This is a genomic window from Nonomuraea jiangxiensis (genome assembly GCF_900099965.1).
Classification (GTDB): Bacteria; Actinomycetota; Actinomycetes; order Streptosporangiales; family Streptosporangiaceae; genus Nonomuraea; species Nonomuraea jiangxiensis.
Genome location: NZ_FNDJ01000004.1, coordinates 423,204 through 436,643, shown reverse-complemented (window position 1 = coordinate 436,643; position 13,440 = coordinate 423,204). Strand labels below are relative to the sequence as shown.

The following is a 13,440-nucleotide window of genomic DNA, read 5'->3' as shown; positions in this document are numbered from 1 at the left end:
TTGATCCACGTCCTGCGCGTGATCGACGAACGCAAGGCGCTCCTCGAAGACCATCCGCTGCACCGCTGGCTCGTCACCTGGGACGACGGCGGCCCGCCCGAGCGGCGGCTGTGGTTCTCCCTCTACTTCCTGAACTTCATCATGTACTTCAGGGAACTGAACCTCTACCACATCTCCTACGCGAGCCCCGGCCGGGACAACGGGCTCGGTGAGCCGGCGCAGCGGGCGGCCATCACCAGGCACGCCGAGGAGGACATGACCCACTCCCGGCTGTTCCTGCGGGACTTCCGCACGCTCGGCTGGGACACGATGCTCGGCTGGCGGCCGTCGGAGGTCTTCCACTGGCTGTTCAGCAGCCGGATCACGGCGGACCTGCGCAGCCGTACCTCCGCGATCACGAAGCTGGTGATCGAGGCGCAGGACCCGGTCGTCCGGTTCGCCGTCGTGGAGGCCATCGAGGCGTGCGGCAACGCGCTCTTCCGGCACACCAACGAGATCGCCGTCGAGTACGCCCGCAGGACCGGGCGGGAGCTGGTCTACTGGGGCCCCTACCACCTGGCGCGCGAGACGGGCCACGCGGTGGACGACGACTCCTTCGAGTCGGCCGTCCTCGACCCCGCCCGGCGCGCCGCCGCGATCGCCAAGGCCGTCCGGGTGTTCGAGCTGATCGACGAGCAGAACAGCGACATGCTCAGGCTGGCGCAGGAGACCCTGTCCCAGGGCGGCTTCGGCTACCGCAGGGGCCGGCACGCCAGTGCGCCGGCCACCATCGGCTCCCGCCCCGGGCCCGAGGTCTTCGACTTCCCGTTCTGGCCCGAGCACCCGCACCCGACGCAGCAGGCGATCAAGGACCTCCAGGACAAGAGCGTCGCGGCCGTCCGGGAATCGGCGGACCTGTCCTATTTCGAGGACGTTCCCGACCTCACCGAGGCCATCAGGCGGTTGAGGATCGCGCTGCTGTTCATGGCGACCGACACCACGGGCGCGCCCACCGTCTACCGCCGGATGATCTCCTACCCGATCCCGGTCAGCGCCCCGCAACGCGCGATCAACCGGTTGTGCCGGCGCTTCGGCCGCCGCTCCGGCCTGCTGTACGAGGACTGGCGCTCCCTCCGGCTGGACGACCTGCTGGACTGGCCGGTGAGCCGCACCCTGGAGTTCATCTACCTGTCCAAGGACACGGCCGAGCATCGCGACCTGCGGGGCGTCATCACCCACCAGATCGACCACACCCTCGACCCGCTCCTGAGGTACTGGGTGATCGTGGCGCTCAAGGGGCTGACCGCGCCGGTCTCCGACGCCATCGGGGCGCTGGCCCGGCGGGTCGAGAGCGAGACGGGCCTGCCGCTGCCCTACCTCGCCCAGCGGCTGCCCGTCCAGCCGCTGGAGCTGGAGCCCGACCCCGAGGCCGACGCCCTGCGCTTCGAGTCCCTGGCCGCCGGCCCCGACCTGGCCGCGCAGGCGATGGGCGCGATCGACGAGATGCGGGACGGCATCCTGCGGCGGACCTCGCACATGATCAAGCAGGGCGGCAGATGGCTCTGAGAGCGGCCATCTTCGATGTCGGCGGGGTGCTCGTGTCACAGCCGGGCGGGCTGCCCCCGGACCTGTTCGGGCCCCGGGACGCCGACACCGACCACCCCTGGCACCGGCTGGAGCGCGGCGCGCTGGCCCTGGCCGATCTGCCCGTTCCCGCCGGGCTCGGGGGCGGGCCGATGCCGCCGTACCGGCTCGCCGACGACCTGGTGGCGGTCGCGGAGCAACTCGCCGCGGCCGGGGTCCGGCTCGCGCTCTGCACGAACTCCGTACGCGAGTTCGCCACGCTCTGGCAGCGCCTGTACGCGTGGGAGGAGACGTTCTCCGTCATCGTCCGCTCCTGCGACCTGGGCCGGCGCAAGCCGGACCCGGAGATCTTCCACGAGACGCTGCGCCGGCTCGGCACCCCGGCGGAGGACACGCTGCTGGTGGACGACGTCCCCGCCAACGTGGCCGTGGGCCGGAGGTTGGGCCTGCGGGCGATCCTGCTGGGCCAGGACCGCGACGCGGCGGTGGCGGAGATCCTCGCCGCCGCCGGTCTCGGCCGGTCGGCTCCCCGCAGAATCCCGCCGCCCTCCCACCCGCTGCGCCCTCGCCCGCGTGGCCGGGCCGACGAGCTGCTGGCCGGGGCGCTGTTCGGGGGCGCGGCCGAGCCGTTCGCCGGGCTGCACGAGTTGCGCGCGCTCAGCCCGGTGCACCGGCTGGCCGGACGCCCCTGCTGGTACGCCACCGGGTATGCCGACAGCGTCCGGCTGCTGCGCGATCCCCGGCTGGTCAAGGGGACGGCGGCGCCGCTGCGCGACCTCATCACCGGCGACCCGCTGCCACCGCCACCGCCCGGCCTGCCGGTCCCGCTGCCCTTCCTGGACCCGCCCCGGCACGCCGTCACGCGCTCGGCCGTGAAACAGGCGATCGGCCGCCGGCCCGGCCCGGACGCCGGGCTGCGCGAGGTCGCCGCCGGGCCGCTGGCCGACCTGCGCCGCGGGCCCGTGGAGGTGGTCGGGCGGCTCGCCGCTCCCCTGGCGGCCCGGCTCGTACGAGACCTGCTGGGCCTGCCCGAGCTGGACCTGGAGCTTGCCGCGGCCGGATGGATGGCCATCGAGCCGGCCGCCTCGCTCGACCAGCTCCACGCCGGCCTGACCGCGCTGGCGGAGCTGACCGGGCGGATCCCCGAACCGGCCGCGGCCGGCGGGATGAGCGGCCAGGAGATGCGAGCCAATCTCGCCTTCCTCGCCGTCGCCGGATACGACAGCGTCACCCAGTTGATCAGCGGGACCCTCCATCTCCTCGCCCGCCATCCGGACCAGCTCGCCCGGCTGGCCGCCGATCCCGCCCTGATCGGCCCGGCGGTCAGCGAGGCGGGCCGCGTCCACGGCCCGGTGCAGCTGGCCTCCCGCGTCACGGCCGGCGAGATCGGCCTCGGCCCGGTCACGATCCCCGCCGGCCACGTCGTGGTGGCCCACCTGGGAGCCGCGAACCGCGACCCGGCGGTGTTCGGCGACCCGGACCGCTTCGACGTCACCCGCAGGTCCCCGCAACCGCTGACCTACGGCTCCGGCCCGCATCGCTGCCTCGGGGCGAGCCTCGCCGACCGGACGGTCCGCATCCTGCTCGAAGAGCTGCTGGCGACCGGCGTGACCCGCCTGACGCCGCACCGGCACGCCTGGCGGGACACCGTGATGCTCCGCGGCCTGGACGCCCTCTGGCTACAGGCGGCCTGAGGCGGAGGCCGGGGGGTTCATACTCGGCGGCGCCCTACCGCTGCCGGCCCCGGAGCCGGTTTACCCGCGTAGGTCAAGTGGCGACAAGCCATCCGAAAATCGTTACTCTCCCATGGCAGCCCCTTGATCGCGGGAGTGTCCATGAACATGCGCGGGAAGGCGTCGGCCGCTTTGACGGCCGGTGCGCTGGTAACCATCACCACCTTGGCCGCGGGCGGCTTACCCGCGGTCGCCCAGGCCGGAGCGGTGGGCGCGCCCACCGGCGACCCGGTCACCCACGAGGAGAACCCGCGGGTTCCCGAGGGCGCCGCGTGGACGGAGGCGTACTTCCCGTCCTCGGACGGCAGCGGAGTCGAGCTGCACGCCGACGTGCTGCGCCCGGCGCACCTGCCGCCCGACGCGAAGACGCCGGTGATCCTCTCCGTCGGCCCCTACTTCGCGCACGCGGGTCAGACCGGCCCCGAGGGCTGGGACCGGGTCGGACCCTCCTCGCGCTTCCAGGACTTCATCGACGGCGCCGGCCTGATGGCACGCGGCTACACCTTCGTCATGGTCGACCTGCGCGGCTTCGGCGGCAGCACCGGCTGCCTGGACTGGGTCGGCCCCGGTGAGCAGGCCGACGTCCGGGCGGCCATCGAGTGGTCGGCCAGGCAGCCCTGGTCGACCGGCAAGGTCGGCATGTACGGCAAGTCGTACGACGCCGTCACCGGCCTGGTGGGCAACAACCTCAAGCTGAAGAGCCTGAAGGCGGTCGTCGCGCAGGAACCCGTCTGGAACATGTACAACTACCTGTTCAGCAACAAGGTCCCGCGCCCCAACGTCACCGGCACGCCGCAGGCGTACAACTCGATCGCGACGATCCCCGCGCTGGCCGACGACAGCGACCGGTACAAGGCGAACGCGGCGTACGAGGAGAGCCATCCGGAGTGCCTGAGCGACAACCTCACCAACAACAACAATCCTGACCTGCACTCGGCCTACTGGCGGGCCCGCAACCTGGCCGCCGACGCGGCCGGCACCAGCACACCGCTGTTCGTGACCCAGGGGTTCATCGAGCCCAACACCAAGCCCGAGGACATGGAGGAATACCTGGACAACCACCGCGGCCGGGAGCGCGGCTGGGTCGGCCAGTGGGAGCACGTGCGGGGCAACGACACCGACTCCGAGGGCCGGCTGCTCCAGGGCCGCGCCGGCTGGTTCGACGAGGTCATTCGGTTCTACGACCAGTACCTGCGCGGGGTGCGCCCGTCGGTGACCGATCCCGAGTACGCCGTCGAGGACAACCTGGGCAACTGGCGCGCCCAGCCCACCTGGCCCGTGACCACGACCTCGTACGACGCCCGGCTCTCCACCGGCCAGTATGTCGACAACGGCGGCGGCACGGCGGCCGCCCGGGCGGACGACGGCCGCTGGGACATGGAGAACGCGCCGCGGATCGAGCCGCTGTCGAGCACCGAGGCGAACGCGGCCCGGCGGGGCGACACCACCGGCACCAGCTTCTGGACCTGGTCCACGCCCGCGGCCCAGCCGCTCCGGCTCACCGGCACGCCAAGGATCCGGCTCGACGCCGGCGCGAACGGCAACGTGATGGTCCGCCTGTGGGACGTCTCTCCTGACGGCACGGCGACGATGTTCGACGAGAACGTCGCCCTGCTGGAGGGCCGGGGACGGGTCTCGTTCGACCTGAAGTCGACCGACTGGACCATCGAGCGGGGGCACCGGCTGGGGGTCCAGATCGGGACCATCGACACCGGCCGCTGGCGGGACGTGCCCTCGGGCAACACGATCAGGATCTCCGACGCGCGGCTGACGCTCGACGTGCAGTCCCCGAGGTCCGACGTGCCGACGCAGGGCGACCGGTCGCCGTACCTGGACGCCTACCTCGCGGCGAACACCACCACGCTCACCGACGTCGGCCGCGGCACCTTCCCGCTGAAGCCGGGGCGCTGACCGACCGGCCACCCGGCACCCGTCGCACCGGGTGCCGGGTGGCGCGTGCCCGGCCGGCGAAAGTCGTCCGCTATCTTGCGGGCTGACGGGGTAGGGGAAGGCGCATGGCCACACTCATGGATCGGGTGCGCGCGTATCTGCGCAGCCCCAAAGGCAGGCAGAACATCGAGAAGGCGAAGCGCATGGCCCGAGACCCCCGTACGCAGGAGAAGGCGCGGGGCCTGCTGAACCGCTGGCGGTCGCGGCGGCACTGACCCGGACGGGCGGCGAGGACCCGCCGAGGCGAAGTGACCGGTCAATGCCCGGTCACATGCCCTGTCTTCCCACCCCCGGCTGATCAAGGGTGGGGAGGCATGGAACTCCGACCTCATGGGCCTTCGGCGGCGGGCGAATCCCGTGCCGAATTCGGACTGCTCGGCCCGCTCACGACCCGGGTGAACGGGCGGCCGGTACGGTTCCCATCACCCAAGCACCGGATCGTACTGGCGGCACTGCTGCTCAACGCGGGGCGGGCAGTACCTGTCGAGGACCTGGTGAACGCGGTCTGGGGCGACACGCCGCCCAGGAATCCGCGCCGCGCGGTCCAGCTCTACGTGACCCGGATCCGGGCGTCGCTGGCTGAGGAGAAGCCCGGCCAGGTGATCGTCACGCACGCGAACGGCTACGCGGTGGAGGCGGAGCCCGACCGGGTGGACCTCGGCCGGTTCGAGTTCTGGCGGGACCGGGCGAGGCAGGCCGCCGTCAAGGGAGACCTCGACGCGGAGGCGGACCTGCTGGGGCTGGCCCTGACCCAGTGGCGCGGCGAGCCGCTGGCCGACGTGCCCTCGAACCTCCTGCACCAGGAGGACGTCCCCCGGCTGCGGGAGCAGCGCCTGAGCGTCCTGGACCGGCGTATCCAGGTCGACCTGCGCCGCAGGAGGCACGCCGAGCTGATCGGGGAGCTGCGGGCGCTGACCGCGCGCCATCCCTTCCACGAGCGGTTCTGGGGCTACCTGATGACGGCGCTGCACGGCATCGGGCGGCGGGCCGACGCGCTGGAGACCTACCGCGCCGCCCGCCGGCAACTGGCCGAGGAGCTGGGGATCGCTCCGGGCGCGGAGCTCCAGGCGCTGCACGCGCGGATCCTGGCGGAGGACGGCGGCGGGGTCATGTGCCACCGCCGCCCTCGCGCGGAGTCAGGAAGTCCTGGAGCTCGCGGTGCCGGAACTGGTACGTGGCACCGCTGACGCGCAGCAGCCGGGCCTCGCAGGCCCAGTCGAGGAAGGTCCACAGCCGCAGCGGAAGCAGCCCGCGCATGGCCGCGACGGCCAGGCCGATCATGGCGCGGGCCCAGGCGATCGCGCCGAAGGCCAGCCCGAAGGTCACGCCGCCGATGAGCGCGCACACCAGGGACTCGACGACGTCCTGGTTCATGACGAACACCAGGAAGGCCGCGACACCCCCCGTGAGGCCGAAGGCCACGCCGATCACCGGGTTGCGGTGCAGGGCCTCGCGCGGATGGGCCAGCTCCGCGTCCTTGCTCCAGCCCCCGGTGGCGACCTTGAAGACCACCCCGAGCGCGAAGGCCAGGACGAAGGCCCCGGCGACACCCACGACCAGCGGCACCGGGCCGGCGTGGGCCAGCCGCAGCGGCGGCAGCCCGGTCAGCGCGCCGCACAACCCGAAGCCGAGCAGGGTGACGGGCTCCGCCCTGACCGCCTCGGCCACGCTCATCCGCCCGGCGCCCCGGCCGCCGGCGGCGGTCAGCCCGATCACCGCTCCGAGCACCAGCCCGCCGGTTCCCCCCGCGCCCACGGCGAAGGCGGGGCCGAAGACCTTCCCGCCGGTCAGCGCGAGCCCGGTCAGGCCACCGAGCACCCCGACGGGCGCCCCCACCAGGGCGCCGAGCAGGCCACCGGTCACCCGCCGCCGGCGCGGAACGTTGACCCGCCCGCCGGCGGCGGCCGGCCAGGGCGACAACGACAGGCCGGTCGCTATGACCACCCAGCTCACCATGATCGCCAGGGTGAGCAGTTGCTCGGGGCTGAGGCCCGCGCGCAGCTCGGCGGGGCCGTCGACCGCCGAGCCCGTCCAGAACGCCAGCATGGCGATGATGGCCAGGATCACGCAGCACAGGCAGTGCAGCGCCCTGACCCGATAGCGGCCGCCGATCGGCCACAGCAGGTGGGGCACGATGTCGATCCCCGTCAGGCCGGGCGGCGGCCGGTCCTCCTCCGCGCCGCGGGCGGCCTGCCAGCGCAGGTGCTCCGCCAGGTGCACGAGCCACGACCGCACCTGGCCCGGCTGGTACGGCGTGCCGTTCGCGGCCCTGGGTGTGAGGTCGGTCGCCGCCGGGACGTACGCCTCCAGCAGCCTCCTGGCGATCCGCCTCGCCCCTTCGCCGGGGTCGGCGGCCGGGTCCGCGTCAAGCAGCTCGGCCGGGTCGGCGCCGGACTCCACGGCGGTCACGGTCAGCAGCAGCCGCCACGGCGTGGCCAGCGCGGCGTGCACGGCCTCGCCCGCCGGCCCGGACAGCGCGGCGTGGATGGCGTCGCGCTGTGCCTGCCACGGATGGCCGTCCGGCCAGCGGGCGTGCAGATACGTATCGATCTGCCCGGTGGTCAGGTTGTGCAGCCGGATCCGGGCGGCGTTGTCCAGCGCGACCCCGGCCTCGCGCAGCTCGGCGTCACGAGCGGCGCGGCAGGTCACGACGACCGCCCCCGGCCTGCGGCCGGACAGGTCGCTGTAACGGTTGAGCTCGGCCAGCAGGCCGATCGCCCGCCGCGGCGGGCCGGTGGACGGCTCGGGGTCCAGCTCGTCCAGACCGTCCACGACCGGCAGCACCCGGCGGTCCCGCACCAGCCGCAGCGCGTCCTTGGCCGCGAGCCCGTAGTCCTGCGTGAGCTGCTCGGCCAGCCAGGGCTCGAAGGGCCTGCCCAGGGTCCATCGGGCGGCGTTCAGGCGCACCGGGACCGGCAGCCCGTGATCGGGTTGCCCGCGGGCGGCCAGCAGGGGCTCCAGCAGTTGCAGCACGAGCTCGATGGCGAGCACTGTTTTGCCCGCTCCCGACTCCCCGACGACCAGCAGCCGCCGCGGCTCTAGGCCCCCGAAGAACCGGCCGATCCCGCGCAGATCGTCCGCCACCGAATCCGCCGCCAAGTCCGCCGCCAAGTCCGCCGCCGTCTCGGCCGCCCTGCCCGCCGCCGTCTCGGCCGCCCTGCCCGCCGCCGTCTCGGCCGCCCTGCCCGCCGCCGTGCCCGCCGCCGTGTCCGGCGCGGTGGCGTCGTGGGGGCCGAAGGAGACGGACGCGAGGTGGTAGCCGCCGAGCAGCCCCTTGCGGGCCCGGTCCTCCTCCAGCACCACTCGCCGCGCCAGCAGCTCCACCACGGGGTCCGGTCCGGGCCGCTCGGCGCTCTCCGCCTCGGCCGCACGGGCGGGCGACCCGGCCCCCGGCGCACCAGGAGTCGCGTCCTCCGGAGTACCGGGCACCGCGGCATCGGGGACCGCGGGGGTGGGAGTCGCGGTCTCCGGCGGGCGGGCCGGCGATCCGGCCAGGGCCGTCCTGGCCGCCCGCCAGCGTTCGAGCTCGCCGGGGATCAGCTCGGCCGGATAGTCGCAGTAGTGGAGGCACGCGGTCACGAAGGCCCGTACGAAGTCCCAGCGCGGCAGCCGGTCGGCCTGCCGCAGCACGTACGAGGTCGTGCTCTTGGGCAGGGCGTCCACCCTGGCCCCGTCCGAGGCCACCGTCTGCCCGCCGAGCGCGCGCAGCCTGCTCAGCGACGGCTCGCCCGCCCACTGCCTGAGCAGGACCAGCGACCGTACGAACTCCGCCGCGCTGCCCGCGGCGGTGGGGTCGGGCGGAACGGGAGGCTCCTCGATCACTGGCCCTCCGTCCTCACCAGCGCCCACACGAACCTCCCTCTCCCTCGCCGCGGCCAGCGGCCGTCCAGCAGCCGGCCCTCCAATGTCTGCACGTGGCGTGACTCCATCAGGAAGTTGCGTGCCTCGTCGGCCTCGACCAGCTCCCTGCCGACCGCGATGGGCACGAACCCGTGCCGGGGGATGTAGACCCACCGGCCGCGGTCCCAATCGTAGGGATCGAACCAGCGGTGCCGGACCGTGCCGGACACCCGCACCTCCGGCCCTTCCCTGGTCAGGACGAACGAGCCCTGCGAGCGCAGCAGGCTCATCCTGCTGACGTAGAACAGCTCCGTACCGATGAAGGCGTTGATCCGCGCGTCCCAGTGGTCGTGCGCCCAGGTGGACTCGCCGTCGCTCAGCGACTTCGCCTCCCGGGCGAGCTGCCGTTCGAACCGGCGCTGGTTCTTGCGCTCGGCCCGCTTGATCACCTTGAACGAGCGCAGCCACCGCGGCGACATCGTCCTGGAGGCGCCCGCGCCGTCCATGAAGTGCTCCAGGAAGTCGGAGGCGATCGGGTGGAAGTCCCGGCCGCCGTCGATGATCGAGCGGAACAGCGCGACCAGCTCGGGGACGGGCCTGTCCGTCCGCCGCCGAAAACCTCGCAGGAACATTCCGGCTCTCTCCGTGGGGCCCGGGGTCACTGACACGTCCGGCGGTACTCCTCCTGCCGCACGAGGCTCTCCCATTCCTCGCGGGTGAGGGAGCGGCCGGCGTTGGCGCACGCCGCGGCCTCGATGTCGGGCGGTGTGCGGACGTTCCACAGCCGCGCGGTCCCGTCGTCGGCCACCGAGGCGACGGACGTCCCGTCCCGGCCGTAGGCGACCGCCGTCACGCCGCGGCCGTGGCCGGTCATGGGTGTGCCGAGCTGCCGGTTGACCCGCAGATCCCACAGCCGCACGCCTCCGCCGGTGTCGCCGGTGGCGAGCACCTGGCTGTCGGGGCTGAACGCGAGCGCGTTGGTCGCGGCGTCCTCGATGATCAGGGCGATGCCGGCCGGGCGGCGGCGCTGCATGTCCCACAGCCGGACGGCGTTGTCGGAGGCCGTGAAGGCCAGCTTCCGGCCGTCGGGACTGAAGGCCAGGGCGTTGACGAACCCGCCGGCGACCGTGTCCCGCGGGCCGGGGATCTCGCGGCGGGTGGCCACGTCGAACAACCGCAGCCGGTTGTCGAAGCCGGCGCTCGCCAGGATCGCGCCGTCGGGGCTGATCGCCATGCCCGTGAGGACGCCGGTGTGGTCGGGGACGCTGATGCGCGGCCCGACCTCCTTGCGGCCGGCCAGGTCCCAGAACGCGATGGCCTGGTCCCGCTGGACGGCGACGTACCTGCCGTCGGGGCTGAGCCGGGCCACGCCCTTGAGCGCCTCGTCGCGGGCGATCTCGCGGCGGCTCGCCACGTCCCAGAGCCACAGGCCGTCCAGGCTGGACGCCACGAGCGTCCGCCCGTCGGGCGCGAACTCGATCGAGGACACGGACCGGCGGGCGCCCTCGGGGCGCAGCGGGGGGCCGAGGGGCCGCTGGGTGGCCACGTCCCAGAGCTGGATCGCGGGGTCCTTCTCGCGGGCCACGCCGGCGGCCAGGGTGCGCCCGTCGGGGCTGAGCGCGACGGTGGTCCGGGCGGGCATCGGGGTCCCGAGCTGCAGGTGGGTCCGCGGGTCCGCGAGGCGTGTCACGCCGTCGCCGCTGGCGGCGGCCAGCAGCCGCCCGTCCGGGCTGAACGCCACGCGCTCGACGCTCACGCTGTTGTCGGACAGCGCCATGAGCTGCTGCCGGCTGGCCGTGTCCCACAGGACGGTACGGCCGCTGGCCCCGGCGGTGGCGAGCCGGGTGCCGTCCGGGCTGAAGGCGATCCCGTAGAAACCCGCTGTCCTGTCCCTGAGCACGCCCGTCTGCTTCCCCGTGGCCACGTCCCAAAGCCGGGCGGTGCGGTCCCAGCTCGCGGTCGCGAGGGTGGCGCCGTCGGGGCTGAAGGCGACGTCGGCGACGGTGCCTCCGTGGTCGAGCGGGGCGCCGAGCCGGCGGGCCGTGGCGGTGTCCCAGAGCCGCGCGGTCTTGTCGTTGCTCGCGGTGGCCAGGGTCCGCCCGTCCCGGCTGTACGCCACCGCCTGGATCCTGCTGGACAGGTCGTCCTTCGCGCGGCCCATGGCGGGCCCGTACGGGCGGCGGGTGACCGCGTCCCACTGCCGGACCACGCCGGTGAAGTCGCCGGTGACGAAGGTCTTCCCGTCGGGGTTGTAGGCGAGCGCCGACACGACCTCGCCGGTCCGCAGCGGCGCGCCGCGTTCGCGGTGCGTGGCCACGTCATAGAACCGGACGGTGTCGAGGCAGGCCGTGGCCAGTGTGCGGCCGTCGGGGCTGAGGGCGAGGTGGACCTCCGAGCACTCGTACTTCTCCCGGGTGATCGGGGCGCCGAGCTGCCGGCGTGTCGCCGCGTCCCAGAGCCGCGCGGTGCCGTCGTCGCTTCCGGTCGCGATGACCGAGCCGTCGGAGCTGAACGCCAGCGCCATGACTCCGCGCGTGTGCCCGGTGAGGACTCCCCGGCCGGTGCGGATCGCCGCGGACAGCACCCGGTTGCGGGCCTCGTCGGTATGCGCGATGTCCCACGCGGCCACGGCCAGCATCGAGGACAGGGCGGCGTCCCCGGTGACCTCGCTCTGCGCCGCGAGCTGGCGGGAGCTCGCCACCTTGCGCTGCGCGTCGGCCTCGCTCGCCGCGTTGACGGCGGTGCCGGCCGCGAGCAGGGCGAGGACCGACAGCAGCGCCAGACCGGCCATGACGAGCCGCCGGCGGCGGCCCGCGCGCCGCGCCTCGCGGGTGGAGGCCGCGAGGAAGCCCTCCGCGGTGGGGCCGGGCGGCGGGAAGCTGTCGGGGTCGCGCTCCCAGTGGGGCCGGCTGTCCTGTACGGCCAGCAGCCGGGCGCCCCGGTAGAGGAAGGCGGGGTCGCGGTGGTTCTCGGCCCACTGCCCTGCGGCGTCCAGCAGCCGCTCGTACACCGCCTGGGCGGCGAGGTCGGGTTCGATCCACTGCCGCAGGGTCGGCCAGGCGGTCAGGAGCGCGTCGTGGGCGATCTCTGCGCTGTCCTCGTGCAGGGTGAGCAGGCGCCGGCCGGCGAACGCGGACAGCAGCGCCCCGGCCCGCTCGCGCCGCTCCGGCGAGTGCGCCGCCGCGGCGGCGTGCAGTTCGGTCAGGGTCGCCCTGCGCCGGGCCACCTGCCCGCCCGCCGTGATCACGGTCATCCGCCGGAAGAACCGGAGCGCGCTCCTGCGATCCTCCGGCGTCAGCCGGCCGAGGACCTCGTCGGCCGTGCGGCGCACGGAGTCGCGGACCCGGCCGGACTCCTCGTAACCCCGCAGCGTCAGGGTGCCGTCCTCGCGTCTCTCCCAGGTGTTGCGCAGTGCCTGCGAGAGCAGCGGCAGGGCGCCGGCCTCGTAGCGGTCGCCGGCCGGGCGGCCGTCGCGCAGCTCGCCCAGGATGGTCTCCACCAGGCCCGGCTCCAGGTCCAGGCCGACCGTGGCGGCGGGGCCGGTGATGGCCAGCCGCAGGTCCGATTCCGTCATCGGCTCGACGATGACCTGACCGTCCTGGATGGCCTCGGCGAACTGCGGGTAGGCGGCGCAGCGGTCCCAGTAGTCCGCGCGCACGCCGACGATCACGGCGGCGCCGTCCCGGCCCTCGGTCAGGGCGTGCAGGGTCCGGACGAACGCCTGGCGCTCCCGCTCGTCGGTCACCAGGGTGAACAGCTCCTCGAACTGGTCGACCACCAGGACGAGCCGGCCGCCCGGCGGGAGGACCTCGGCCAGCGCCCGCCGGGGGTCCTCGCGCAGCCGTACGAGCACCGTCTCCGCCCGGCCGCCGAACGCGCGTGACCACCCCTCGCAGAGCGCCAGGAACGGGTTCGCGGCCGGTGTGAGGAGCAGGCACGGCCAGTCCCGTGATCCGGCGACCGGGAGCATGCCCTCCGCCAGCGCCGGCAGCAGCCCCGCCCGTAACAGCGACGACTTGCCCACCCCGGAGGCGCCCGAGACCAGCAGGATGGATCCGCGGTCCGTCAGCCGCCGTCCCAGCCGGTCGAGGAGGCCGCGCGTCGCCCGCGTACGCCCGAAGAACAGCTCGGACCTGCGGCTCTCGAACGGCGCCAGGCCCTGGTAGGGGCACACGTCGTCCGGATGGCCGCTCTCCCGCCGCTCGCCCATGGCGCTCATTTTGGCCAATCCTCGCCATTCCCATCAATTCGATAGGCCCGGGATGGCGGAGTTCGCGGCCTGGCCGTCCAATTCCGTGCGATGTCGTCCCACCAGTGGCCGGAACACCCCGAACACAGTTTCGATGGTCACCTG

The 13,440-nt window shown here is 73.9% G+C and carries 8 protein-coding genes; 5 read left to right on the top strand and 3 right to left on the bottom strand.

Annotated elements, in window-relative coordinates; genetic code table 11:
* The 5 genes from BLS95_RS11395 (at position 1) to BLS95_RS11380 (ending at position 6,433) form a co-directional block, all read left to right on the top strand.
* Positions 1 to 1,545, top strand: coding sequence for a hypothetical protein (locus BLS95_RS11395; protein ID WP_090930866.1), 1,545 nt, complete (start codon positions 1 to 3; stop codon positions 1,543 to 1,545).
* Entirely contained in the window at positions 1,536 to 3,257 is a 1,722-nt protein-coding gene (locus BLS95_RS11390; RefSeq protein ID WP_090930865.1) for an HAD-IA family hydrolase, read from the top strand. Before BLS95_RS11395 ends, BLS95_RS11390 begins: the two co-directional genes overlap by 10 nt.
* A 141-nt stretch (positions 3,258 to 3,398) precedes the next feature.
* Positions 3,399 to 5,207, top strand: a complete 1,809-nt coding sequence (locus tag BLS95_RS11385) for a CocE/NonD family hydrolase (RefSeq protein ID WP_218135688.1) — start codon at positions 3,399 to 3,401, stop codon at positions 5,205 to 5,207.
* A 104-nt stretch (positions 5,208 to 5,311) separates the two neighbouring features.
* Positions 5,312 to 5,461, top strand: coding sequence for a hypothetical protein (locus BLS95_RS55555; protein ID WP_176993132.1), 150 nt, complete (start codon positions 5,312 to 5,314; stop codon positions 5,459 to 5,461).
* Between the two features lie 99 nt (positions 5,462 to 5,560).
* On the top strand, positions 5,561 to 6,433 hold the full coding sequence (locus tag BLS95_RS11380) for an AfsR/SARP family transcriptional regulator (protein ID WP_090930864.1): 873 nt from the start codon (positions 5,561 to 5,563) through the stop codon (positions 6,431 to 6,433).
* Here BLS95_RS11380 and BLS95_RS54030 read toward each other — a convergent pair.
* The 3 genes from BLS95_RS54030 to BLS95_RS11365 are packed head-to-tail and all read right to left on the bottom strand — an operon-like array spanning position 6,354 to position 13,305.
* On the bottom strand, positions 6,354 to 9,068 hold the full coding sequence (locus BLS95_RS54030) for an NACHT domain-containing protein (RefSeq protein ID WP_143043667.1): 2,715 nt from the start codon (positions 9,066 to 9,068) through the stop codon (positions 6,354 to 6,356). The genes BLS95_RS11380 and BLS95_RS54030 overlap by 80 nt on opposite strands.
* Positions 9,065 to 9,718 (bottom strand): hypothetical protein, encoded by a 654-nt coding sequence (locus tag BLS95_RS11370; RefSeq protein WP_090930863.1) that lies wholly within the window; start codon positions 9,716 to 9,718, stop codon positions 9,065 to 9,067. Before BLS95_RS11370 ends, BLS95_RS54030 begins: the two co-directional genes overlap by 4 nt.
* A 26-nt stretch (positions 9,719 to 9,744) precedes the next feature.
* A complete protein-coding gene (locus tag BLS95_RS11365; RefSeq protein WP_143043666.1) occupies positions 9,745 to 13,305 on the bottom strand; it encodes an NACHT and WD repeat domain-containing protein in 3,561 nt (1,186 codons plus the stop codon).
* Between the last annotated feature and the right edge of the window lie 135 nt (positions 13,306 to 13,440).

Bases quoted from the DNA above. Each gene is read 5' to 3' on its own strand.
- BLS95_RS11390 (WP_090930865.1), top strand. From the start codon at position 1,536: ATGGCTCTGAGAGCGGCCATCTTCGATGTCGGCGGGGTGCTCGTGTCA.
- BLS95_RS11385 (WP_218135688.1), top strand. From the start codon at position 3,399: ATGAACATGCGCGGGAAGGCGTCGGCCGCTTTGACGGCCGGTGCGCTG.
- BLS95_RS55555 (WP_176993132.1), top strand. From the start codon at position 5,312: ATGGCCACACTCATGGATCGGGTGCGCGCGTATCTGCGCAGCCCCAAA.
- BLS95_RS11380 (WP_090930864.1), top strand. From the start codon at position 5,561: ATGGAACTCCGACCTCATGGGCCTTCGGCGGCGGGCGAATCCCGTGCC.
- BLS95_RS11370 (WP_090930863.1), bottom strand. From the start codon at position 9,718: ATGTTCCTGCGAGGTTTTCGGCGGCGGACGGACAGGCCCGTCCCCGAG.
- BLS95_RS11365 (WP_143043666.1), bottom strand. From the start codon at position 13,305: ATGAGCGCCATGGGCGAGCGGCGGGAGAGCGGCCATCCGGACGACGTG.